The organism is Capnocytophaga cynodegmi (genome assembly GCF_002302475.1).
Classification (GTDB): domain Bacteria; phylum Bacteroidota; class Bacteroidia; order Flavobacteriales; family Flavobacteriaceae; genus Capnocytophaga; species Capnocytophaga cynodegmi.
Window position 1 is genome coordinate 413183 of record NZ_CP022378.1, and the last position, 23032, is coordinate 436214.

A 23032-nucleotide genomic window follows, 5' to 3' on the forward strand; every position below is an offset into this window, starting at 1 on the left:
AATTACTTTTTTTCCGTGAGATATTTCCAATATCTTTTAGGAAGATGTTGTAAGTGTAATTTTTTATTTTTTCGTTCTTTTATATTGGTACTATCAAAATAATTTTTCCAAAGTAACTCATAATTTCGTTCTTTTTCGTGTAAAAGTGATGACGGATTGTGAAGATTTTTTTTCATTTGTTCATCAGGAATGAAAAAATCAACCTGTTGTAAATCATAAAATATACCATAATTTCTGTGCAAATCGTAAATCATCCATTTTTGAGAGGAATAACGATTTTTGAAATGTGGAGCAATTAAGGGAAGTACATCAAAATCAGGAGCTATATGAGCATAAAATGAAGAATCCTGAAGTTGCTGAAAGCGAACAAAAGCCTCCATACGATGCTTTTCCCTTTTTACAGATTTTACAATTTTCGAAATTTGCATTATGTAATTGTCGGCAAAATTTTGGAAAATATTTCTTTTTTCTTGTACAAGGTATTTTATGGCATAGAAAATTAAATTTTCTCGTGAATTATTTTCTGATAGGAAAACCAAAAGCAACATCGTCACCGCCGCTCTGTCAGCATATTTTTCAACGCCTTTTATAACACGCTCTGCTTTTTCTGAATTGGTAACAACAAGATGCTTTTCAGCGAATAAATGTGTCATAACAAACTGATTTGAAACAATATTCACATCATTATACTTGTACTCAAACACTTCAAAAACAGCAGTGAGTAGCCCTTCAAAACTACCATCGTAAATCAGTTGTGTCATCAGAATAAACTCAATTGTTGCGAAAAATCTTTTCTGTATTTTGATTGTGAATCTTTCAGAATAATTTGACGTAAAGATATTTTATCCAAATGCTTTAAGAAAGGATTTGTCGTCTGAAAATCAATAAAAAACTTAGCTCTATTAACAGCTACTCCCATTTTTTTCAAATGTTCTATTCCAATGATTTGGAATCTCCGTGCATTGATTATTTTTCTGACTGAAATTTGTCCTATTCCAGGTACTCGAAGTATCATTTCTAATGGAGCAACTTGCAGATTTACAGGAAACTTATCTATATTCCTTAATGCCCAAGCCAATTTTGGATCAATTTCCAAATCCAAAAAAGGACTTTTAGGGTCAAGTATTTCCTGTGCCTCGAACCCATAAAAACGCATTAACCAGTCAGCTTGATATAATCGATTTTCCCGAACCATAGGCACAGGTGTAGAAATAGCTGGTAATCGATTATCTTGAATTACAGGAACATAACCAGAATAATAAACACGTTTCAGATTGAATTTTTTATAGAAATAATCAGCACTTCGTATTATTTGAATGTCATTTTCACCAGCCGCTCCAATTATAAACTGACTGCTTTGTCCTGCTGGTGCATATTTGGGAGTTGATTTGATTATTTTCTTTTCCGTTTTATGACGAACGATTTCATTTTTCACGAAATCCATTGGTTTCATCATTTCTTGATGATTTTTGTCTGGAGCGAGAAGTTTTAGTCCTGAAACTGTCGGAATTTCAAGATTTATACTTAATCTATCGGCATACAAACCCGCCTCAAGTAGTAGCTCTTCAGAAGCTCCTGGAATAGTTTTCAAATGTATGTATCCGTTAAAGTTGTGCGTCAATCTGAGCTCCTTTGCAACTCGTACCAAACGCTCCATTGTATAATCAGGATTTTTAAAAATTCCTGAGCTCAAGAACAAACCTTCAATATAATTCCTTTTGTAAAAATTAATTGTTAAATCCACCACTTCTTCCACAGTAAAAGCAGCTCGTTTAATATCATTGCTTTTTCGTGAAACACAATAAATACAATCGTAAATGCAATGATTTGTAAGTAAAATTTTCAGTAAAGATACACATCTTCCATCTTCCGTATAGGTATGGCAAATCCCTGAAAAAGAGGAATTTCCCAATCCTCCTTGAGTGTTTTTTCTATTACCTCCACTTGAAGAACAAGACACATCATACTTGGCAGCATCTGCCAAAATGGAGAGCTTTTCGTTGATTCTATCAAAATTCATTTAGATAATTTTCCAGTTATTTTTTAGGATTTATTTTGACAAATATGAATTTTATTTATTACTTTTCAAAATATTTTGCAGTAGTTTTGACATAATCATCTATTTTTTCAGAACTTTTAAGCATTTCTAATTGATTTTCTGTGATTCTGGTAGGGCGACTAAAACTTTTGTAGTAACCATCTTTGCTTATCAGAATATTATGAGGAATTCCTGCTATCTGAAAAGCCTCTCTCGTTTGCCTCTCATTAGTTGAATTCAACTGAATTCCAGCAGGTTTTTGTTCTGATATAAATTTTTCCCACGAGGAACGATTGGTATCTAAGGAAATATCTATAAAGATAAGATTTTCGTCATTTTTAAACATTGCCTTAATTTCCTCAAGTCTTGGCTTTTCAGCCTTGCAAGGTCCACACCAAGTAGCCCAAAAAGTCACATACACATTTTTACCTTCAAAATCAGAAAGTTGCACATCTTTTCCTTCTAAATTTTTAAATGTATATTGAGGTAACTTCGTAGGTGATGACTCTCTGAAATCCCACAAAACCATCACATTATGCAAATTTCCCATTTCATCTACGGAAAAGCCTTTCTTTCTGATTATCAATGGTTGTGAAAATAAAAAATATCCAAAAATTCCTAACAGAGGAATCAAAAACAGGAAACGTGTTTTTGGTAGAATTTCTTTTCGCGAAAGTAGCAAAGCCAATACAGCACACAAAATCAAGACAAAAACGAACGGAATGTAAAAAAATTTTAACGGAACGAAAGCAAAAAGTCCTACAAGTAAAAAAGGTAAAAGAGACAATCTAGTTTTTTGATTAATACGTCCAGCAAGGTAAAATCCCAAACAAGTCATTAGTATAGGAATCCACTTTAATGTTCTTATTTGGTGTATCTCAATAAATCTTGCTAACAAAAATATTATCCCAAAAGTTGCTGCATAAACTAAAACTCCTAATATCAACCTACGAAAATCTCCCGTTTTATTCATAATGTATAATCCTTTTCTGGCAAAGTTAGCACAATATCAAAATAAAAACAAAACATGACAAAAAGTCATCATTAAAACAATATGTAACAAAAATAACAATCTAAATAAAAAACTATTATACAGACATCTAAAATAAAAAATTACTTTTAACATATTGAGTTATCAATTTAAAAACAAGACAAAAAGTCATTTATTTTTCAATGGTATAAAAATTGACTATACGTAACCGAACACACAAAAACATTAGGACTATGAATTTTAACAATTATACCATCAAATCGCAAGAAGCCGTACAACGAGCCCAGCAAATTGCTCAAAGTTACGGACATCAAGAACTGCAAAACGAACACTTTTTCAAAGCCATTGAAGAAGTTGACCAAAACGTATTGCCTTTCTTACTTAAAAAACTAAATATCAACAGAGAGCAACTCTCAAAAGTGTTAGAAACTGCCTTACAAAGTTTTCCAAAGGTTAGTGGCGGACAAATGTCGCTCTCACGCGAAGCAAACACAATGCTAAACGAGGCGGCTAACATCGCCAAAAAGATGAATGACGAATACGTTTCTATCGAGCATTTAATTTTAGCTATCTTTAAGTCAAACAGCAAGATAGGACAATCTCTTAAAAACCAAGGCGTTAAAGAAAAAGACCTTGAAAAAGCCATTCAGGAATTGCGTAAAGGCGAACGCGTAACTTCGGCTTCCGCAGAAGAAACTTACAATTCGCTTAACAAATATGCGAAAAATCTGAATCAAATGGCGGATAGCGGCAAACTTGACCCTGTGATTGGGCGTGATGAAGAAATCCGTCGTGTATTGCAAATCCTTTCCCGACGAACCAAAAACAACCCAATGCTCGTAGGAGAACCTGGTGTAGGGAAAACTGCCATCGCCGAAGGATTAGCTCATCGTATTGTTCAAGGAGATGTTCCTGAAAATCTGAAAGATAAATCCATCTATTCTTTGGATATGGGAGCCTTGATTGCAGGTGCGAAATACAAAGGCGAATTTGAAGAACGACTAAAATCCGTTGTAAAAGAAGTTACTTCTTCAGACGGAAATATCATTCTTTTCATTGACGAAATCCATACGCTTGTGGGAGCTGGTGGTGGCGAAGGAGCAATGGACGCTGCCAACATTCTCAAACCTGCTTTGGCTCGAGGCGAATTACGTGCAATCGGAGCTACAACATTGGACGAATATCAAAAATATTTCGAAAAAGACAAAGCCTTAGAACGTCGTTTTCAGAAAGTTATGGTAGAAGAACCCGATACAGAAAGTGCTATTTCTATCCTTCGCGGAATTAAAGAAAAGTACGAAACGCATCACAAAGTTCGCATCAAAGACGAAGCTATCATTGCCGCCGTTGAACTCTCCGAGCGTTATATAACCAATCGTTTTCTGCCCGATAAAGCCATCGACCTAATGGACGAAGCCGCTGCAAAATTGCGTATGGAAATCAATTCGAAACCCGAAGAATTGGATGTTCTCGACCGAAAAATAATGCAGTTAGAAATTGAAATTGAAGCCATTAAGCGTGAAAATGATGAACAAAAACTCAAAATGCTTTATGCCGATGTAGCCAATTTGAAGGAAGAGCGAAACGCTATTTTCGCCAAATGGCAAAGCGAAAAGAATGTGATTGACGAGGTGCAAACCACTAAAGAAGCCATCGAAAATTACAAACTCGAAGCTGAAAAAGCTGAACGCGAGGGCGATTATGCCAAAGTAGCCGAACTTCGTTATGGAAAAATCAAAGAAGCTCAAGACAAATTAGTACTTCTTCAAGAAAAATTAGACGAAGCACAAGGAAATTCACTTATAAAAGAAGAAGTTACATCGGAAAATATCGCCGAAGTAGTTGCCAAATGGACAGGAATTCCTGTAACGAAAATGTTACAAGGCGAACGCGAAAAATTGCTGAAATTAGAAAGCGAACTGCACAAACGTGTCGTAGGGCAAGAGGAAGCCATCGAAGCCATTTCCGATGCTATCCGCCGAAGCAAAGCAGGTTTACAAGACCCGAAAAAGCCTATCGGTTCGTTCCTTTTCTTGGGTACAACTGGGGTCGGAAAAACTGAACTTGCCAAAGCTCTTGCCGAGTATCTGTTTGACGATGAGAATGCTATGACGCGTATTGATATGAGTGAATATCAAGAACGCCACGCCGTAAGCCGATTGGTGGGAGCGCCTCCGGGATACGTTGGATACGATGAAGGTGGGCAACTTACTGAAGCCGTTCGCCGAAGACCTTATTCGGTAATTTTGCTGGACGAAATCGAAAAGGCTCACCCCGATACGTTTAACATTCTGTTACAAGTACTTGACGAAGGACGACTTACAGACAACAAAGGGCGTACTGCCGATTTCAAAAATACAATTATCATTATGACCTCCAATATTGGCAGCCATTTGATACAAGAAAGTTTTGAAAAATACGCGAACGACCTTGAAAAAGCCACTGAAATTGCCAAAGATGATGTTTTGAAATTATTGAAGCAATCGATTCGTCCTGAGTTCATTAACCGAATTGATGATATTGTGATGTTTACACCACTCACTCGCGAAAATATCCGAAGCATTGTACGTTTGCAATTGCGTTCTATCATTAAAATGGTGGCTCGTGAAAATATTTTGCTCGACGCTACCGATGAAGCGATTGATTATCTGGCAGAAAAAGGCTTTGATCCTCAATTTGGAGCTCGTCCCGTAAAACGAACACTTCAAAAAGAGGTACTCAACCGATTATCCAAAGAAATTTTGAGTGGCAACATCCACAAAGACAAAACCATTCTGTTAGATGCCTTTGATAATCAATTAGTTTTCAGAAATTAGAAAATTGAAAAATGAATAGTGAAACAAAACTTTGCTGAAGTAAAATCTCGGCAAAGTTTTTGTTTTTATACCTCAATTCATAATCATCTCTTTTTAGGAAATTTACAAATCAAAATTGATATCATTTTTTTAGCTTTCAATATCTATTCAAAAATAATTTTGAAATTTCAATAAAAAAGTATAGTTTTGCTGAGTACTTAAAGCATAAGAATATGAGTGTACTAGTTAATAAAAATTCAAAAATAATTGTACAAGGTTTCACAGGGAGTGAGGGAACTTTTCACGCTGAACAAATGATTGAATACGGAACAAATGTAGTCGGAGGAATTACGCCAGGAAAAGGTGGACAAACTCATTTGGGAAAGCCTGTTTTTAATACTGTTAAAGAAGCTGTTAAAGAAACTGGAGCCGATGTTTCTATTATTTTCGTTCCGCCAGCCTTTGCAGCTGATGCTATTATGGAAGCAGCCGATGCAGGAATAAAGGTAGTTATTACTATTACTGAGGGAATCCCTGTAGCTGATATGATTCGAGTAGCTAATTATATAAAAGGAAGAGATTGTCGTTTGGTAGGACCTAATTGCCCTGGGGTAATTACGCCTGAAGAAGCAAAAGTAGGTATTATGCCAGGCTTTATATTCAAAAAAGGAAATGTAGGTATTGTTTCAAAATCAGGAACTTTAACATACGAGGCTGCTGATCAAATTGTGCGTCAAGGACTTGGCATTACAACTGCTATCGGTATTGGAGGCGATCCAATCATTGGAACAACCACTAAAGAAGCCGTAGAGTTATTGATGAATGACCCTGAAACAGAATGCATCGTGATGATTGGAGAAATTGGAGGTCAGTTGGAGCCTGAAGCAGCACGTTGGATTAAAGCTAACGAAAATAAAAAACCAGTGGTAGGATTCATCGCGGGAGAAACTGCACCAAAAGGAAGAACGATGGGACACGCTGGTGCTATCGTAGGTGGAGCTGATGATACTGCCGAAGCTAAAAAACGCATATTAAAAGAATGCGGTATTCACGTGGTTGATTCTCCCGCAAAAATTGGAGAAAAAGTAGCTGAAGTCATTAGAAAGTAATTTTTCAAAATATATGCAAAAGCAGAATTCAAAATAAGGAACTTCTGCTTTTATTTTTTGTTTCAACCTAAAAACACTTTAAATCAAGTACATACTTATAAAAAATGCAAACAGATAATATACAATATTACAACAACGTTTTGGAACTAATGGGAAACACTCCTTTAGTTTCTTTAGAAAAAATCACAAAAAATTTAAAAGGACGTTACTTTGCTAAAGTAGAAGCCTTCAATCCAGGGCATTCAGCAAAAGACCGCATCGCTCTCTATTTAATTGATGAAGCGGAACGCAATGGAGAATTAAAACCTGGCGGAACAATCGTTGAAAATACATCTGGCAACACAGGTTTTAGCTTAGCGATGATTAGTGCCATCAGAGGTTATCGATGTATTTTAGCCATTAGCGATAAATCTTCGCAAGATAAAATAGATATGCTAAAAGCTATGGGAGCAGAAGTACACGTTTGCCCTGCAAGCGTTCCTGCTGATGATCCTCGCTCATATTACAAAACTGCCGAACGACTGCACAAGGAAACTCCTAATTCTATCTACATTAATCAGTATTTCAATGAGAAAAATATTGATGCTCACTACCACTCCACAGGAAAAGAAATTTGGGAACAAACCTCTGGAAAAGTCACACATGTGGTGGTTTGTAGTGGAACAGGCGGAACTATATCTGGAATAGGACGTTATCTGAAAGAAAAGAATCCGAATATAAAAGTTTTAGGAGTTGATGCCGAAGGTTCTGCTATTAAAAAGTATCACGAAACTCGTGAATTTGACCCAAATGAATTACACTCGTATCAAGTAGAAGGATTAGGTAAGAATATGATTCCTACTGCAACTGATTTCGATATTATTGATGAATTCGTTAAAGTAAACGATAAAGAAAGTGCTTTGGCTGCCCGTAAAATCACCACCGAAACAGGAATCTTCTGCGGATATACCAGCGGTTCGGCATTTGTGGCAACAGAAAAATTCGCTCAAAAAGGCTCTTTTGACGAAAACAGCGTAGTTGTTATCCTTTTTCCTGATCACGGCTCCCGCTATATGAGTAAAATTTACAGCGATGAATGGATGAAAAAACAAGGTTTTTTATAACAACAAAATATAAAAATCTTAAGTAGATATTTATACAAAAATCAATCTTATAGATATAATTTTCATCAACAACAAAGTAAAAACAACACAAAACATATATACATCTTCTAAAAGATATGTATATAAAATAGTAAAAATGTATATATATTTTCAAAAAGATATATATACATTTTTTATGAGTTATAAATATCAAAATATAAATACATATACTAACAACTTAACTATCTTGATTTCAATTATTTTATTTTAAATATATTTTTATGAGAAATTATTTATTTTTACTATTAATCACAAGTGTTTTTATTAGTTCTTGTATCAGAGAAGAAGGAGCTAATCTTGAAGCTGATATTGAAAATGCAACTATTCCTGATGCAAAAAAAATGCTTCGTTCTGAACCTATTATCGAAAATAGTTCAATTATTTTCACGCTAAAAGAATTCAACGGAAATTACTTATTCTCTCCAAAATTTGAGCTTAGCAAAGGTGCTACAATATATCCAAATAATAGCACTGAATTAGATTTTAGTAAGCCTCAGAAGTATACTGTTATCTCCGAAAATGGAGAATGGAAAAAAGAATATAGCGTATCTTTTGTTGTTGATAATAACACTGCTCTTCGACATTATTCTTTTGAAAATGCAGAAACTATTAACACAACTTACCCAGAAGGACACTTTCATAAATTCTTCGAAATACTTCAAGAACAAAAAAGATATGACTGGGCTACTGCTAATGAAGGTTATAATACATTAGCAAAGAACTTATTAAAAAAGGGAGAAGAGTTCACTCCTGCTGTATATCCTTCGGCACAAATTCCTGATGGATATAGAGGAAATGGTATAAAGTTACAGACAAAAAGTACGGGTATTTTAGGAGATTTTTTTGGAACTCCTCTAGCAGCTGGAAATCTTTTCTTAGGAACGTTCAAACAAACTTTCCCAATTATTAAATCAACAAAGTTTGGAATGAACTATAACTTCAAGGAAGCACCTAAAGCTATTAAAGGTTATTTTAAATATTCTGCTGGTGAAAATCTAACGATAACCAAGAGAGGAACAAACCTAACACGCGATACGTGGGACGCTTATGCTATATTATTTGAAAAAACCGAAAAGGATAATTTTCTATACGGAAACCACGCTTTTAAAGACCCGAGAATAGTTAGTGTGGCACGTTTAAAGCCCGAACAACGAATTGAAACTAATGAATGGACACCATTTGAACTATTTTTTGAGAATATTGATGGGAAGAAATTCAATCCCGAATCCGAATATATGTTTACTATTGTACTGACTTCCAGCATTGAAGGCGACGTATTTAACGGAGCTGTGGGTAGTACTTTATATATAGATGAAATACAAATTATCACTGAATAAATTAATTTTATGAGAAAAATAATACTTGGAATTGCCCTGCTAACAGGGATTATGTGTAATGCACAACAAGCAGAAACATCAAAAAATCACTTCTTTAACACTAATATTGATTACCAAATAAGAGCTAATTTCAGCGTTGGAGGCAGTGCTCCAATAGGTATTCCTCGGGAAATCCGAAAGATAGAAAGTTATAACCCTATGATACTTTTGGGAGCAGAAATCAATACAACTAAATGGTTTTCTGACGAGAAAATATGGGGAATACGCTTAGGAATCCGTTCTGAAAGAAAGGGAATGGAAACAAAAGCTCAAGTAAAAAACTACATCACTGAGATTGAAAAATCAGGAGAAAAGATACGAGGTTACTATACAGGAATGGTTAAAACTGAAGTTATAAACTCATATATTAGTTTACCTATTTCGGTAGTTTACAGAATTTCTGATAGATGGAATCTTTACACAGGTGGATATTTCAGCAGAGCCATTTATCAACAATTTAAAGGTTCTGTATCAGAGGGTTATTTACGACAAGATACTCCCATTGGAGCAAAAATAAGTTTTGAGCAGAACGAACAAGCTAAATATGATTTTTCTGATAAAATTCAGAAAACAGAATGGGGAGCTTTGTTAGGAGCAGAATGGTATTTAAATGATAAATTTTGCTTTTTCCCAGAAATCACATACAGCTTCAATAGTTTACTAAATCCAAATTTTGAAGCTATTTCTTTCAGTTTGCACAATGTATATCTGAATTTAGGTTTCGGATATAGTTTCTAAATTATTTACTAAAAATATAGAGAAAAAAAGGTGATTGATTTAATAAATTTTTAGTAAAACAAGTTCATCAAAACGATAAAAACATACACAGTTGATTGACCTCTCAAAAAAAGATAATACAATTTAAATCAACAACTTAAAACAAAAATACATTATTAAAAGGGATAATTCTAAAAGAAAAATAATGTTAAAAGCAGATAGACTTTAAGAACTTTATGAAAAATTAAATGGTAAATAAAAATTTACTCTTAAATTTGTCCCTCAAAAACGATGAAAAATTAAATAAATATGAAAGATTTATTTGAACACATAAAAGAGAATAAAGGAAATATCGGTCGTTGGGCATCACACGCCGAAGGGTATTATGTTTTCCCTAAATTGGAGGGAGAATTAGGACCAAGAATGCAATTTCAAGGAAAAGAAATCCTAAATTGGAGTATCAACGATTATTTAGGTTTGGCAAATCACCCTGAAATTCGTAAAGTTGATGCCGAAGCTGCTGCTGAGTACGGAGCTGCTTACCCAATGGGAGCTAGAATGATGAGTGGACACACGTCAATGCACGAAGAGTTAGAAAGAAACTTAGCTGAATTTACGCATAAACAAGCGGCTTACTTGCTTAACTTCGGTTATCAGGGGATGGTTTCTATCATCGATGCGTTGGTAACGAAAAACGATGTGATTGTGTACGATGTGGATTCGCACGGTTGTATTATTGATGGGGTTCGTCTTCACTTCGGAAAACGATTTACTTACAAACATAATGACGTAGAGAGTTTTGCTAAAAACATTGAACGAGCTAAGAAACTTGCCGACACTACAGGCGGAGGTATTTTGGTAATTACTGAAGGTGTTTTTGGAATGCGCGGACAACAAGGAAAACTTAAAGAAATCCTTTCATACAAAGAGAAATATGGTTTCCGTATTTTGGTAGATGACGCTCACGGTTTCGGAACGCTCGGAAAAACAGGAGCAGGAGCAGGTGAAGAGCAAGGCGTTCAAGACCAAATCGATTTGTATTTCTCTACTTTTGCCAAGTCAATGGCAGGAATTGGGGCTTTTGTTTCGGGAGATAAAGAAATTATCGACTATTTGAAGTACAATTTGCGTTCGCAGATGTTTGCTAAAGCCTTGCCGATGATTTACGTAAAAGGGGCTTTGAAACGTTTGGAAATGCTTCGCACGATGCCAGAGTTAAAACAAAAACTTTGGGACAATGTAAACGCACTCCAAAACGGACTAAAATCCAGAGGATTTAACATTGGCGATACAAACACGTGTGTTACACCTGTCTTCTTAGAGGGAAGCATTCCTGAAGCTATGGCAATGGTAAACGATTTACGCGAGAACTACCGTATTTTCCTTTCCATTGTAGTATATCCAGTAATTCCAAAAGGAATGATTCTTTTGAGAATGATTCCAACGGCTTCTCACACAATGAAAGACATTGAAGAAACGCTTAATGCTTTTTCTGCTATCCGTGAGAAATTGGAAAGCGGTGTATATCGTGAGCAAAACGCAGCCTTAGCGGAGCAAATGGGACATATGTAGCAATTAACTACATCATACAAAAATAATAATAGGGCGAATTACAGTTCGCCCTTACTAATTAAGTATCCATACAAATTACGAATGCTTGTAATCATTCCCACATATAACGAAATTGAAAATATTGAAGCTATCATCAGAGCGGTTTTTAGCCAATCCGAAAAGTTTCATATTTTGATTGTAGATGATAATTCTCCTGACGGAACAGCTAAAAAAGTGCAAGAATTACAGCAGATATTCCCTGAAAGATTGTTTTTAGAAATCAGAACAAAAAAAAAAGGGCTTGGAACAGCATATATTCACGGGTTTAAGTGGGCTTTACAGCATAATTACGACTATATTTTTGAAATGGATGCTGATTTTTCGCACAATCCAGCTGATTTATTGCGTTTACACGCTGAATGTAGCCAAAATGGAAGTGATATAGCAATAGGTTCACGATATGTTAAGGGAGTAAATGTGGTAAATTGGCCTCTTTCTCGTATTTTGCTCTCATACGGAGCTTCTCTGTATGTAAAAATTATCACAGGAATGAAAATTCACGATCCAACAGCAGGATTTGTTTGTTATTCTCGAAAGGTAATTGAAAGTATTAACCTTGATGAAATCAAGTTTGTGGGATATGCATTCCAAATTGAGATGAAATATAAATCTTTCCTTAAAAACTTTAAAATCAAAGAAGTACCTATTATTTTTATAGACAGGGCAAAAGGAAGATCTAAAATGAATGGAAGTATCATCAAAGAAGCCATTTGGGGTGTGATAGCTATGAAATTGCGAAATATTTTTTAACTTTGTCCACTTACTTTAATAAGATGATTACATTTATTAATCGAAGAATCAAGAGTTTATATTATGTATTAATAGGGGTTTGGCACTTAATTCGCGAAGAGCCACCAATATTTGTACATACATTTGTTACACTACTTCTATTTTTTGTAGGATTTTATTTTGGAATTTCAAGAACTGAATGGATGATTCAGATTCTTTGTTGTGGCATTGTTTTAACAATTGAAAGCCTCAATACGGCAATCGAAAAAATTTGTGATTTTATCCACCCAGATTATCACAAAAAAATAGGAACTATTAAGGATATTTCTGCTGGTGCTGTGGGTTTTGCTGTAGGCACTGCAACAATTGTTTTAGCGGTTCTCTATTATCCCTATTTCTTTTAAAAAAAAAATCAAAAATAATTTTGTCATTTTCACAAGTTATTTTACATTTGCCGCGATTTACACAAAAAGATAATTGTTTAACATAAAAAAACACGAAGTAAAAATGCTTAATTTCATTCAAAATACCTCCGTTTGTCTGTCATTCTCAGTGGCACGACTTCGTGTTGTTGCATATTCTTAGAAAAATAGTATAACGAAATATACAAAACCCGAAGTCAGCAGATTTCGGGTTTTTATTTTGCTTATAACACTCCCCCCTGCTTATCCAAATTCTTGGATAAAATTTATCATAAAGAAAAAGTTTTATTGCAAAATAATTCCCAAAATCTTTTTTTAATCAATTGATAAACAAAGAAAAATGGGAAATTCATATATAGAAAACTCTCGATTAAGAAGCCTTAGAACACGAAAAAGATTGATAAAAGAGGCTTTCGAGAAATACATTCGTCAGCAAAATAAACTATGGCGAAAACTTTGGAATCAGAAGCGAGACATTCCTCTGGTTCCGCTACCTGAACCTTATCAAAAGGGATTTGTGCGTTTTTTTGCACTTCGGGACGACATCGCTCGGAGTAGAAGTGCCGATTTTTTCAATCAAATTTTGGAGAAAATCAACACTTATCAATATTCCGACAATCGTAAATTTCTGAAAAAGAAACGAAAACGAGGTAAAAAAATACAAGTTCCATGCGAACAAAAATTACACAAAATTATCGAATGGCAATTTCCAAAGTATAAAAAATTGGAATTCAACTACAAGGAACAGATGTATTTTGTGAAAACCGAAGAATACAATCCGCATCGGAAAGTTTTTGAAACTTACTACGAATTTCGAGACCCTTGGCGATTTGTGTTACGTGTAAAACCTTATATGATAACACATTATCGTCCACTGGATTTGGATTTGGAGCGAGAACTTGCTCAGTTGGATAAACTTCTGGATAATCATAAAGTTCGTGGCATCATACAAAAGAAAATAGTTGGTAGAAGCTATGGTTGGAAAGGTGTTGAGAAGAAAAAAGGAAAGGAAAAATACAAATACAACAACTTAAAAAACAATAATTTATCAAAAATGAGGCTTTCTGCTATCGAAATTGCTTCTATTTTTGAAGAAACTTTTTAAAAGAAATTGAAAATGAAAAAGATATATAAAGAAAAATACACTCATCTTTGGGAAAACGGAACTTGGGTGGTTTGTCCGAATTGTCAAAAAAATGCTATTATCCATAATACAGGCGAAACTTTCCCAAATCATTCAGTTTTGAAGTGCAATCATTGTGGTTTAGTCAAAAAAAGTGGTGATTTATCACTTTTTAATTTGATTGTTAAACTCAATTGTCCATTTTGTGGCAACAATATTGAACTGACATACCAAGATGTCAAAGAAAAACAATCTTTAATCAATATCAAATGCCGAAAATGTGATAATTTACTCTCCGTAAAGCCTCGTTATCAACCCAATTATTCAACACTTTATACCGATAAAGTAAACGGACTGATGTGTGATAATACTTTCGGTCTGCCCTATTTCTTTCAGGAGAATGTTCGTGGGAATTTGTTTTGGGCAAAAAACGACAAACATTTGCTGGAAATGGAAAATTACATCAGTTCGGATTTGCGTCCTCGAGAAGGAATGACAATGGTAGCAAAATTGCCGACTTTTATCAAAATCAAGAAAAATAAAGAAATTGTACTTAAAATTTTAGAAAAATGGAAAAAATCATACAAATAACTTCAGGAAAAGGACCTTTGGAATGCCAATGGGTAGTCGCTAAAATACTGAAAATCTTTTTGCAAGAAGCTAAAGAAAATAACATACAAACAGAAATCCTCCACCGAGAAGAAGGTGACGAAAACTTAACCTTAAAATCTGTCACACTTCTTTTGAAAGGAACTAATTTACAAGATTTTTTAAAGAATTGGCTCGGCTCGATTTGTTGGGTAGGAAAATCTACTTTTAGGAAATTTCACCAGCGGTCGAACTGGTTTATTGGTGTTTATGAGCTTTCTCCATCAGAAAAAATAGCTTTCCGTGAAAGTGATATTTCATTTCAAATGGTACGTTCGCAAGGCAGTGGCGGACAGAATGTGAACAAAGTAAATTCGGCAGTGAGGGCAACGCATCAGCCTTCGGGGGTGAGTGTTTTTGTGCAAGATACGCGTTCACAATTGGAAAACAAGAAGTTAGCCATCGTCCGAATTAAAGAAAAATTACAACTTTTTGAATTGGAGAAATTCAGACAACAAGCTCAAAATCAGTGGAACAATCATCAGCAAGTGGCGAGAGGCAACGCGGTTCGCACCTTTCACGGAATAGATTTCAAACGGAATTTTGTGGATAAATCTTACAAAAAAGAACGAACAAAAAATAAGAAAATTGATTTTGATGAATAATTGCTAATTGTCAGTTATTAATTTTCTTCTTGTAGACACTTTGTAGACACTCATTTCTTGATGGCGTAAGCATTTGTCAGTAGTTTTGCCAAAAAATCATTAACCATTGACAATTAACCTTTACAAAAATGTGGAAAAATGATAGAAAAAATATAGGAAAACGAGGTTCAGAAGAGGGAATTATTATTTCCGATTTGGAACACAGCAACGGAGCCAGAATAACAATAGAAAAAGACGGATTGACCGCTCCTTTTTCTGTAACGCTGGGTGTGTACGGAGAATTTATGCATACCGATTTTTTCTCAACACAATCAGAAGCAGAAAGTTATCAGACAAAAGTAATGCTTGAAATAGAAAAATTATTCGCAATTTTATCCGAAGAAAATCCTGACAGAGGAGCGGAATATCAAGCGATTATCAAAAACATTACACAGTGAAAAATTTAAAATTAAGAAAAATGAAAGACTATATCGCACAAATGTTAGAACTACAAGAAGAAAAGAATAGTTTGTTTTTTGAGTTTCGGAAACTCCCTATCAATGAGCAAGTTGAATATCTGAATACAAAATTAGATTTACAACAATATAACAAATTAAAAACGAATTTTCTGTTAGATGTAATGAATAACTATTACATTGATAATGAAGTACTAATGCAAGTTTGGAAATCTTGGCTTGGCACAAGCATTATGCACGAATGTTGTACGCGTATAGGATTGATTACTTTTTTTATCAAAAATCCTGAGTTAAAATCAGAGATGATAGCGGAAACTTTTGATTTTATTGAGAAAAATTTGATTGTACAATATTCTGAAAATAAAAGCTATACTGATGAAATAATCGTGTATCACGCTGCCTTACTTTTATGGGATTTGGGCTACAAAAATGCCTTGCAATCACTCATCAAAAAATATCAAACCATTTGTGACGATTATTTTGATGAAGAGGAATATGCAGAAATAGACAATTTAGTAGAAAAATGAAAAAGAAAGAATTAAAAAATAGAGAAAATTACAAGAAAATAAGTAAATTCATCAGTTTGGTGTTGCGACACAGCCCTGAAGTTATCGGTATTAGCCTTGACAAAAACGGGTGGACAGATACTGGTATCTTAATAAAAAAACTTTCCTCAAAGTTTGATATTGATTTGAATATTCTCAAAGAAATTGTAGTCTCAGACGACAAGCAACGTTATAGTTTTTCATCTGATTTTACGAAAATTAGAGCCAATCAAGGTCATTCCGTTTCGGTGGATTTGGAGTTACTTCCGCAAAAACCTCCCGTCATTTTGTATCACGGCACAGCTCAACGTTTTGTGCAAAGTATTTATAAAAAAGGTATTCAGAAACAAAATAGACAATATGTACATTTGAGTAAAGATGTGGAAACCGCTCAAAAAGTAGGTAGCCGACACGGAGAAGTTTTTGTTTTTCAGATAGATACTCACAAAATGCTCAGCGAGGGGTATTTGTTTTACCTTTCGGAAAATGGTGTTTGGCTTACTGATGAAGTTCCTGCAAGGTTTTTAAATCCTTATAACAAACTTGTGGAGTGAAAATAATTTGAAAAACAAACAATGGGAAATTTAAAATTAAAAGGAAAAGATATATTAAAGTTAGGATATCCTAACAATCAATCGGTTAATGTAGCGTTAGAAGTGATGAAACGCAATTTTAACAACAAAAATCAGGCGTATATAAAATCTTTATTAAAAGAAATTCTGGCAAATCCAAAAGCGTTTGAAAAACATCTGACCTTTGGGCAAATCGCTGAAGAAGATTCCTTATCTAAGTTTGCATACTGAACAAGGTCTTTTGTTTTTCCTATCACTTGATGTTCACTAAGTGTAGACAAATCTTTAATTAAGATTCCGTATTCATCTCCATCTTTAATCTTGATTTGTATGTTACTATTTTTAGAAGCTTCAACTATTTTGCCATTTCCTGTATTTATTAAGTACCTATCATTATGTTCTTGAATAAGTTTTTCTAACTTAAAATATTCCATATTCTTTCCATAACTCTCTAAAATAGATTTGTCAGAGGTATCTAACTTCTGCAATTTACAAATCTTTGAAAATCCCATTTGTGAGAGTTGGTTTACTTGCTCTTTGTTAAGTACTCTTCGATAAGGTATTTGCTGATATTCAATATAAGCATAGCCTAAACCTATCACATAGCCTTCGTAAGGAAATCCTGTTTGCAGGTAAAACTGATACTGCTCGGGAGTGATATATATTTTTCGTCGGTTCATACTGCAGTAGTTTTACTTTGTCCAATTATTGTGATAGGGTTGTCCGTTGATAAGAAGACTTTCAGCTGAAATTACTAAGATGGTTTCTACCCCCTGATTAATATTCTGGTGCATTTCTAAGCAATAGGCATTACTGAAATTTACTTTCAAAGGTGAAGAGGAACTACCATTACGAAATACGATTTCTCCTTCTTTTTTCAAAAATTGATTTGTAGCCCAGTAAGAGAGTACTTTATCAGGAAATTGTAATAGCTTTAACACTATTGTACCCCCAAAAACTTCACTCTGTGGCTCTCCGTTTATATCCGTGATATTGAACCAAACAAAAAAATATAAATTACTGATATCTTTAACTCATAAACTTTGTAAAAACTTTAATTAACATACCAATTAGAAATACTATCAAAGCAATAGTTATAAAAATACCTAAAAATTTATTTATACTAAATTCTGAACTTTTCTTATTTTGAACTTTTGATAAATCTAATACGCCAGTAAATAATAACTGAAAATACTCTTTTGCAGATAAATGCTTTTTGATTTCGGGGAGTGCGATGGCTTTCTTCATTTCATCAAAGTTTTTATAATGTAAGCCCATTATCTTGAAAGCTGTTTTATTTTGCTTATTAACTAAATACACAACTTCATAACTTCCTGAACTGCCTGTTTCTTGTATAGTTATCTTACCTATGTATTCATCTAAAAATATCGTTTTGCCAAAGGGACATAAAAGAGAATAATAAGTTAAGAATTTTTTATCTAGTTTAATAATACGAATATATTTTAGGAAGTTAAGACAAAGAATGTATAAAGAGATTATAAACAATAATATATATACATGTTCAATATTAATAATATCTTTATTTAATATTTTTCTAAAAAATAAGGTAAATACAAATATTACGAATATCATACCTGATATATAAAATAATACATCTCTTTTAAATTTACTTTTTATCATAGTTTATAATTTTAGTTTAATATAATCCTTCATATACTTCAATTGTTCCTACACTATTATCAATCATATCTGATAATGTTTCAAATTCATCATTTACAAAGTAATTATAAGCTCCAGTTCCCATATCAACTAAAAACCAAGCTCCTGCAATAATAGAACCTATGCCTGTTGATGATAGAGCTAACATTCCTCCACTTATATAATGTGAGGCTCTAGCTTCTCCAGACATTATCATATCTGCACCTAAAAGTACCCAACCTGCTTTAGTGACTTTTTTAGATCTATCTATTGCTTTCTGTACTGTTTTTACTTGTTTGTTTCGCCAAGATTTCGCCCCGTTATTATTCCATCGAGATTGAAATCTATTAGAAATACCTCTAGTTTTAGTTTTATGCCATACATTATTCCATTTGTAATATCTCGCTCCATAAATGTAATAGGTAGAAATAGAATTTATTCCTACATTTAAAGAAAACATACTATCTTCTAATAAAGGATATTGAGATGATTCAGGAGATACTACAACCTCAGATAGTACTTCAAAAATAGATTTACTCATATCTCCCTTACGGTAACAATTCCAACCTCCACGATTATTTCCTACAAAAAGATATTCTTGGTCTGATGTCCACCATTTCTCTCCCTCATAATGACTATCATAAGGTGGAGACTCAACAGGATAAGAATTAGATAATTCATATCCTAAGCTTAATGACACACATTCAGCAGAACTATCTAAGTGCTGTACATTAAATATAGTTCCTTCTGTAGCTTCTGTACCTGAAATATAATGTTTAGGGGTTAAAATATAGTCTTGAGAATAAATTGCTTGAAATTCTACCCAAGCATAACCTTTACCTATAACAAATCCTTCATAAGCTCTACCCATTTGGCAATAACTTGAAAATAAAGAAGAACTTATAAAATTTTGTTTGAAATTATTCTTATTCATTCTTTAAGTATTTAATTATACCAACCATTATCAAATAAATTATCATTAAGATATAATTCTTCCGAAGAAATAACAAAACTAGTAGAAGCACCAATACTATTACTTATTGTTTGTTGTAAGTTCACACAATACGCATTTTTAAAACTTATCTTCAAAGGTGCTGAACTAGTTTTATTACGAAATACTATTTCACCACTTTTCTTTGAGAATTCATTTATAGCCCAATAAAAAATTTGATTGTCTGGAAATTGTTCTATTGTTACTATTAACTTACCTCCCTTAATTTATGATTGTGGCTCACCTTTTATATCCGTATGTTGTACAAAATCACAATTAAATTGACTAAGTTCATATTCTTTACCATTCAATATTAGAAATACTTCTAAATTAGCATCAGGTTGAAATAGTCCTATTGCATTATTTGCTATATTTGAAAAACTCATAACTATATAATTTTATACATTTAACCATTTATTTTCTATTTCTCCTTCTGGAAATATAAGATTTTTAGCTTCTAATTGAATATGTAAACTAAAAAATCCTTTTCCTTTTGATATATATTTCATTTGCATTCTTGTACAAGCTGCCTTTTTAAAGAAAATTCGCATTATTGAAGCATTATCTTCCCCAAGAGTAGTAATAACTCCTTCTCTGTATCTTCTTGGATTAAGCATCCATTCTATGATTTCATTTGATGGAATACTATCAATAGTTAGTTGTAACGTACCACCACAAACTTCACCTTGTGCTTTTCCCTTTAAATCAGTAGGCTGTTCCAAAGCATAAGAAAAACTACTTAATTCATAACCTGACTTTAAGAGACTACCAATGTCAAGCGATTGAATATTTCTAAGTTTTGAAAATATTCTGTATCACTATATAGTTTTATTATTTTAATTTTAAATAGTTATCAATTATATTATAAATTTAATTAGTATAGCTTTCAAATAAATCAAATCTATATTTTTAATATTATCTTTTGGCTTTCATTTACTTCAAACCAATATATTTATATCCATTTTCTATTTTGGAGTACTTCCAACTTGTAAAACGAGATTAAATATTTCATTTCGGAATACTTTCTAACTACTATATTACATTAAATATTTTATTTCAGACTACTTCCTAAATAGCATATTATATTAAATATTTTAATTTGGAACACTTCCTAAATAGCATATTGTATTAAGTATTCTAATTTGAAATACTTCATAAATAGTATATTGTATCAAATACTTTAAGTTATAATAGTTTTATAATTATAAAAAGATATTTTTTTGAATATGTAAGTATTTTTTATGTTATGAATCCCAATTTTTAATAGTAGCAAGAACAAGAAAAGTTATAGCACTTAATATCATATAAGCAATTATAAACCATTTCCTTTTCTTACGCTGTTTGGGAGTTTCCTTTTGGAACTTATCATAAATCTCTTCATAAGATATTTTTCCAAGTAATAAGTAAGTAAGATATGAAAAAATAGCAAACCATCCTATGCTGTATAGTAGCCTACCTACTAATTTATTTTCAGAAAGGGTAAATGGAAAATCCAGAAATTTATCAATATAATTACCAATATAAGTATTATAAAAAAGGATTATTATTGAAAGAAAATTAAAATATATAATAATAACCAATAGAGAAAAACCACTAAATTTGTATGATGAATACAATCCTTCTTTTCTTTTATAGTATTCACTAAATCGATAGTACATATATTGTACTACTTCTCTAAAATTTTTAATCTTCACAATATGGTAATCTTGGGAGTTGTTCTTTTTGATTGATTTCATACATTAATTTTTTCATTGAGTTATTATTAGAAGGTATTCTATCTTTTACAGGAGTGTACTCTTTATAAGGAAAGATTTCTTTTTCCTCTTTTTTCTTACTGAAAATACTCTTAATAGTTTCTTTTGAAAGAATTTGCTGATTTGGAGATAAGCCTGTTTGTTCTATTACCCAATCTATTACTCCTGTAACATCCAATAAAAAGTAACTTCCTGCTATTAATGAAATTAATGCATTACTTCTATTTATTTTTGATTAACATAAATAGAAGAGACAAATAAGATAATCGTAAAAATAATATAACCTACTATAATCCAACCTCTCTTTCTACGTTGATTGATTGGTTCTTCATTAAAACGGGTTCTAAGTATCCAATATGTTGGTTTACCTATAGCATAATATACTAATCCTAATATAATAATAAGAGATATAATTACTTTTATGTATTTCTCTAATTTGGATTCTACTTTTAGTATTTTATCTACGTATATAGATAAACAAGTTACATTAAGAAAGAATAGAATTGTAAAATATTTAATAACAAAAAGAGTTCCTAAAACCGAAAAACCTCTTATTTCTGCTCCAGTGGGACTTTCTTTCTTTTCATAAAAATAACTAAATCGATAATACAAATACTGAATAATATCTCTAAAGCTTTTCAACTTTGTTTTTTCCTTATTTTTTAATTCTTTCTTGTTCATTGTTTTTTAACATTGGAATATTTATGTTAATCTCTCTATCTCTCCAATCACCTAATAATTTTGTATCAGAGAATTCTTCAAAATATACCTCTTCTACTACTCGTGTTTTAGGTACTTCAATATAGTCAAATTCATAATTTGACTCCTCTCTAAACATTTCTATTAACCAATCAATTACCCCAAATGCATCTAATATAAAGTAAATTCCAGATACTATCCAACCAAAATTAGGAACGAATGCAAATATAGCTACTGCTAAATCAAGTTTTTGTTTAAATGTTGGTCTATAATTATTCTCACTTATATCGTACATAACGATTCCAAGATTTAGAATATTTAATATTGTTCCTCCAGCTTTTAGTAATCTCCCTTTAGTATAGTGCCATTTTGCTTGTTTAGATCGAAATTGAGGTTTGTTATTTTTGAGTTGTATTTCTCCTTTTTTGGTTCTCTTATATATATCTACTTGCTTTCCTTTATTAGGACCCTTAGTAACTTTATATAATTTCTTATTATATCTAAAAGTTTCATATAAAGATAATCCTAAAGAAGATGAACCTACTGTAAGAGATAATTTTTTTAATAAGTCTTTTCTTCTTTCCCCAAGAGCAGTTTGCTCAATAAAGTCTGAAGTGTTTCCTATCACTTGCTTGTAATTGGGTGAGTTTGCTTCCTTAACTGTAACAGAATACTCATTATTATTTAATATATTCAGTTGTATTTCACTATTTTTTGATGTTTCAACTATAGTACCATCACCCATATTTACATATAACTTTCCGTTACGTTCTTCTATGACTTGGTCTAATAGATTTTCTCCATAACTCTCTAAAATAGCTTTGTCAGAGGTATCTAACCTTTGCAATTTACAAATCTTTGAAAATCCTATTTGCGAGAGTTGGTTTACTTGCTCTTTGTTAAGTACCCTTCGATAAGGTATTTGCTGATATTCAATATAGGCATAGCCTAAACCTATCACATAGCCTTCGTAAGGAAATCCTGTTTGCAAGTAAAACTGATACTGCTCTGGAGTGATATATATTTTTCGTCGGTTCATACTGCAGTAGTT

26 protein-coding genes and 2 pseudogenes are annotated in these 23032 nt (G+C 32.7%); 15 read left to right on the forward strand and 13 right to left on the reverse strand.

The genetic code is table 11. From position 1 onward, the window contains the following. Window positions 1-2: 2 nt before the first annotated feature. The 3 genes from CGC48_RS01920 to CGC48_RS01930 are packed head-to-tail and all read right to left on the reverse strand — an operon-like array spanning window position 3 to window position 3011. Entirely contained in the window at window positions 3-761 is a 759-nt protein-coding gene (locus CGC48_RS01920; RefSeq protein WP_098028241.1) for a TIGR03915 family putative DNA repair protein, read from the reverse strand. Beyond that, entirely contained in the window at window positions 761-2020 is a 1260-nt protein-coding gene (locus CGC48_RS01925) for a putative DNA modification/repair radical SAM protein (protein WP_111995079.1), read from the reverse strand. Before CGC48_RS01925 ends, CGC48_RS01920 begins: the two co-directional genes overlap by 1 nt. Window positions 2021-2078: 58 nt before the next feature. Beyond that, window positions 2079-3011 (reverse strand): TlpA family protein disulfide reductase, encoded by a 933-nt coding sequence (locus tag CGC48_RS01930; RefSeq protein ID WP_098028242.1) that lies wholly within the window; start codon window positions 3009-3011, stop codon window positions 2079-2081. Window positions 3012-3262: 251 nt separating this feature from the next. Between CGC48_RS01930 and clpB the strand changes: the two genes are divergently transcribed. From clpB to CGC48_RS11815, 15 genes and pseudogenes are all read left to right on the forward strand, one after another. Next, complete coding sequence (gene clpB / locus CGC48_RS01935) at window positions 3263-5845, forward strand: ATP-dependent chaperone ClpB (protein WP_098028243.1); 2583 nt, start codon at window positions 3263-3265, stop codon at window positions 5843-5845. A gap of 212 nt (window positions 5846-6057) precedes the next feature. Further along, window positions 6058-6933 carry a succinate--CoA ligase subunit alpha gene (gene sucD, locus CGC48_RS01940; RefSeq protein WP_098028244.1) on the forward strand — a complete coding sequence of 292 codons (876 nt, stop codon included), beginning with the start codon at window positions 6058-6060 and terminating at the stop codon, window positions 6931-6933. Window positions 6934-7037: 104 nt separating this feature from the next. After that, window positions 7038-8036, forward strand: coding sequence for a PLP-dependent cysteine synthase family protein (locus CGC48_RS01945; protein ID WP_098028245.1), 999 nt, complete (start codon window positions 7038-7040; stop codon window positions 8034-8036). 260 nt (window positions 8037-8296) lie between these two features. Beyond that, complete coding sequence (locus tag CGC48_RS01950; protein WP_098028246.1) at window positions 8297-9412, forward strand: PCMD domain-containing protein; 1116 nt, start codon at window positions 8297-8299, stop codon at window positions 9410-9412. Between the two features lie 9 nt (window positions 9413-9421). After that, window positions 9422-10189: an outer membrane beta-barrel protein gene (locus CGC48_RS01955; protein ID WP_098028247.1), complete on the forward strand. Its 768-nt coding sequence runs from the start codon at window positions 9422-9424 to the stop codon at window positions 10187-10189. Window positions 10190-10477: 288 nt separating this feature from the next. Further along, on the forward strand, window positions 10478-11740 hold the full coding sequence (locus CGC48_RS01960) for an aminotransferase class I/II-fold pyridoxal phosphate-dependent enzyme (RefSeq protein WP_013997110.1): 1263 nt from the start codon (window positions 10478-10480) through the stop codon (window positions 11738-11740). An 81-nt stretch (window positions 11741-11821) separates the two neighbouring features. After that, window positions 11822-12529, forward strand: coding sequence for a polyprenol monophosphomannose synthase (locus CGC48_RS01965; protein WP_098028248.1), 708 nt, complete (start codon window positions 11822-11824; stop codon window positions 12527-12529). 23 nt (window positions 12530-12552) lie between these two features. Then, window positions 12553-12912 carry a diacylglycerol kinase gene (locus CGC48_RS01970; protein ID WP_098028249.1) on the forward strand — a complete coding sequence of 120 codons (360 nt, stop codon included), beginning with the start codon at window positions 12553-12555 and terminating at the stop codon, window positions 12910-12912. 358 nt (window positions 12913-13270) lie between these two features. Then, window positions 13271-14035, forward strand: a complete 765-nt coding sequence (locus CGC48_RS01975; protein ID WP_098028250.1) for a hypothetical protein — start codon at window positions 13271-13273, stop codon at window positions 14033-14035. A 12-nt stretch (window positions 14036-14047) separates the two neighbouring features. Beyond that, window positions 14048-14644 carry a hypothetical protein gene (locus tag CGC48_RS01980; RefSeq protein WP_098028251.1) on the forward strand — a complete coding sequence of 199 codons (597 nt, stop codon included), beginning with the start codon at window positions 14048-14050 and terminating at the stop codon, window positions 14642-14644. Then, window positions 14623-15306 carry a peptide chain release factor H gene (prfH, locus tag CGC48_RS01985; protein ID WP_098028252.1) on the forward strand — a complete coding sequence of 228 codons (684 nt, stop codon included), beginning with the start codon at window positions 14623-14625 and terminating at the stop codon, window positions 15304-15306. Before CGC48_RS01980 ends, prfH begins: the two co-directional genes overlap by 22 nt. Window positions 15307-15434: 128 nt before the next feature. After that, a complete protein-coding gene (locus tag CGC48_RS01990) occupies window positions 15435-15743 on the forward strand; it encodes a hypothetical protein (RefSeq protein ID WP_098028253.1) in 309 nt (102 codons plus the stop codon). Between the two features lie 20 nt (window positions 15744-15763). After that, entirely contained in the window at window positions 15764-16288 is a 525-nt protein-coding gene (locus CGC48_RS01995) for a hypothetical protein (protein ID WP_098028254.1), read from the forward strand. After that, window positions 16285-16860, forward strand: coding sequence for an RNA 2'-phosphotransferase (locus CGC48_RS02000; RefSeq protein WP_098028255.1), 576 nt, complete (start codon window positions 16285-16287; stop codon window positions 16858-16860). The genes CGC48_RS01995 and CGC48_RS02000 overlap by 4 nt, the downstream gene beginning before the upstream one ends. 21 nt (window positions 16861-16881) lie before the next feature. Further along, a pseudogene (locus CGC48_RS11815) lies at window positions 16882-17079 on the forward strand (RtcB family protein); the annotation flags it as partial. On the opposite strand, the gene CGC48_RS11690 reads toward CGC48_RS11815, so the two are convergent. From CGC48_RS11690 to CGC48_RS02045, 10 genes and pseudogenes are all read right to left on the reverse strand, one after another. Next, window positions 16992-17558 carry a hypothetical protein gene (locus tag CGC48_RS11690; protein ID WP_098028256.1) on the reverse strand — a complete coding sequence of 189 codons (567 nt, stop codon included), beginning with the start codon at window positions 17556-17558 and terminating at the stop codon, window positions 16992-16994. The pseudogene CGC48_RS11815 and the gene CGC48_RS11690 overlap by 88 nt on opposite strands. A 12-nt stretch (window positions 17559-17570) precedes the next feature. Beyond that, window positions 17571-17903, reverse strand: a complete 333-nt coding sequence (tssD, locus tag CGC48_RS02010; RefSeq protein WP_157909909.1) for a type VI secretion system tube protein TssD — start codon at window positions 17901-17903, stop codon at window positions 17571-17573. 4 nt (window positions 17904-17907) lie between these two features. Beyond that, the gene (locus tag CGC48_RS02015; protein ID WP_098028258.1) at window positions 17908-18519 is read right to left on the reverse strand and encodes a hypothetical protein; all 612 of its coding nucleotides are present in this window, start codon (window positions 18517-18519) and stop codon (window positions 17908-17910) included. Window positions 18520-18535: 16 nt separating this feature from the next. Continuing rightward, complete coding sequence (locus CGC48_RS02020; protein ID WP_157909844.1) at window positions 18536-19408, reverse strand: hypothetical protein; 873 nt, start codon at window positions 19406-19408, stop codon at window positions 18536-18538. 74 nt (window positions 19409-19482) lie between these two features. Further along, window positions 19483-19914, reverse strand: a pseudogene (gene tssD, locus CGC48_RS11820) (type VI secretion system tube protein TssD). A gap of 12 nt (window positions 19915-19926) precedes the next feature. Next, entirely contained in the window at window positions 19927-20337 is a 411-nt protein-coding gene (gene tssD, locus CGC48_RS02025; RefSeq protein WP_317045459.1) for a type VI secretion system tube protein TssD, read from the reverse strand. A 435-nt stretch (window positions 20338-20772) separates the two neighbouring features. After that, a complete protein-coding gene (locus CGC48_RS02030) occupies window positions 20773-21264 on the reverse strand; it encodes a hypothetical protein (protein WP_198537147.1) in 492 nt (163 codons plus the stop codon). Then, window positions 21212-21460, reverse strand: a complete 249-nt coding sequence (locus tag CGC48_RS02035) for a hypothetical protein (RefSeq protein ID WP_098028262.1) — start codon at window positions 21458-21460, stop codon at window positions 21212-21214. The genes CGC48_RS02030 and CGC48_RS02035 overlap by 53 nt, the downstream gene beginning before the upstream one ends. Window positions 21461-21507: 47 nt before the next feature. Next, entirely contained in the window at window positions 21508-21963 is a 456-nt protein-coding gene (locus CGC48_RS02040) for a hypothetical protein (protein ID WP_098028263.1), read from the reverse strand. Then, a complete protein-coding gene (locus tag CGC48_RS02045) occupies window positions 21938-23020 on the reverse strand; it encodes a hypothetical protein (RefSeq protein ID WP_098028264.1) in 1083 nt (360 codons plus the stop codon). Before CGC48_RS02045 ends, CGC48_RS02040 begins: the two co-directional genes overlap by 26 nt. Window positions 23021-23032 lie beyond the last annotated feature (12 nt).

What these genes read in the sequence shown, in the direction of transcription:
- CGC48_RS01920 (WP_098028241.1), bottom strand. Translation starts at nt 761, where the DNA reads ATGACACAACTGATTTACGATGGTAGTTTTGAAGGGCTACTCACTGCT.
- CGC48_RS01925 (WP_111995079.1), bottom strand. Translation starts at nt 2,020, where the DNA reads ATGAATTTTGATAGAATCAACGAAAAGCTCTCCATTTTGGCAGATGCT.
- CGC48_RS01930 (WP_098028242.1), bottom strand. Translation starts at nt 3,011, where the DNA reads ATGAATAAAACGGGAGATTTTCGTAGGTTGATATTAGGAGTTTTAGTT.
- clpB (WP_098028243.1), top strand. Translation starts at nt 3,263, where the DNA reads ATGAATTTTAACAATTATACCATCAAATCGCAAGAAGCCGTACAACGA.
- sucD (WP_098028244.1), top strand. Translation starts at nt 6,058, where the DNA reads ATGAGTGTACTAGTTAATAAAAATTCAAAAATAATTGTACAAGGTTTC.
- CGC48_RS01945 (WP_098028245.1), top strand. Translation starts at nt 7,038, where the DNA reads ATGCAAACAGATAATATACAATATTACAACAACGTTTTGGAACTAATG.
- CGC48_RS01950 (WP_098028246.1), top strand. Translation starts at nt 8,297, where the DNA reads ATGAGAAATTATTTATTTTTACTATTAATCACAAGTGTTTTTATTAGT.
- CGC48_RS01955 (WP_098028247.1), top strand. Translation starts at nt 9,422, where the DNA reads ATGAGAAAAATAATACTTGGAATTGCCCTGCTAACAGGGATTATGTGT.
- CGC48_RS01960 (WP_013997110.1), top strand. Translation starts at nt 10,478, where the DNA reads ATGAAAGATTTATTTGAACACATAAAAGAGAATAAAGGAAATATCGGT.
- CGC48_RS01965 (WP_098028248.1), top strand. Translation starts at nt 11,822, where the DNA reads ATGCTTGTAATCATTCCCACATATAACGAAATTGAAAATATTGAAGCT.
- CGC48_RS01970 (WP_098028249.1), top strand. Translation starts at nt 12,553, where the DNA reads ATGATTACATTTATTAATCGAAGAATCAAGAGTTTATATTATGTATTA.
- CGC48_RS01975 (WP_098028250.1), top strand. Translation starts at nt 13,271, where the DNA reads ATGGGAAATTCATATATAGAAAACTCTCGATTAAGAAGCCTTAGAACA.
- CGC48_RS01980 (WP_098028251.1), top strand. Translation starts at nt 14,048, where the DNA reads ATGAAAAAGATATATAAAGAAAAATACACTCATCTTTGGGAAAACGGA.
- prfH (WP_098028252.1), top strand. Translation starts at nt 14,623, where the DNA reads ATGGAAAAAATCATACAAATAACTTCAGGAAAAGGACCTTTGGAATGC.
- CGC48_RS01990 (WP_098028253.1), top strand. Translation starts at nt 15,435, where the DNA reads ATGTGGAAAAATGATAGAAAAAATATAGGAAAACGAGGTTCAGAAGAG.
- CGC48_RS01995 (WP_098028254.1), top strand. Translation starts at nt 15,764, where the DNA reads ATGAAAGACTATATCGCACAAATGTTAGAACTACAAGAAGAAAAGAAT.
- CGC48_RS02000 (WP_098028255.1), top strand. Translation starts at nt 16,285, where the DNA reads ATGAAAAAGAAAGAATTAAAAAATAGAGAAAATTACAAGAAAATAAGT.
- CGC48_RS11690 (WP_098028256.1), bottom strand. Translation starts at nt 17,558, where the DNA reads ATGAACCGACGAAAAATATATATCACTCCCGAGCAGTATCAGTTTTAC.
- CGC48_RS02015 (WP_098028258.1), bottom strand. Translation starts at nt 18,519, where the DNA reads ATGATAAAAAGTAAATTTAAAAGAGATGTATTATTTTATATATCAGGT.
- CGC48_RS02020 (WP_157909844.1), bottom strand. Translation starts at nt 19,408, where the DNA reads ATGGGTAGAGCTTATGAAGGATTTGTTATAGGTAAAGGTTATGCTTGG.
- CGC48_RS02030 (WP_198537147.1), bottom strand. Translation starts at nt 21,264, where the DNA reads ATGAAATCAATCAAAAAGAACAACTCCCAAGATTACCATATTGTGAAG.
- CGC48_RS02040 (WP_098028263.1), bottom strand. Translation starts at nt 21,963, where the DNA reads ATGAACAAGAAAGAATTAAAAAATAAGGAAAAAACAAAGTTGAAAAGC.
- CGC48_RS02045 (WP_098028264.1), bottom strand. Translation starts at nt 23,020, where the DNA reads ATGAACCGACGAAAAATATATATCACTCCAGAGCAGTATCAGTTTTAC.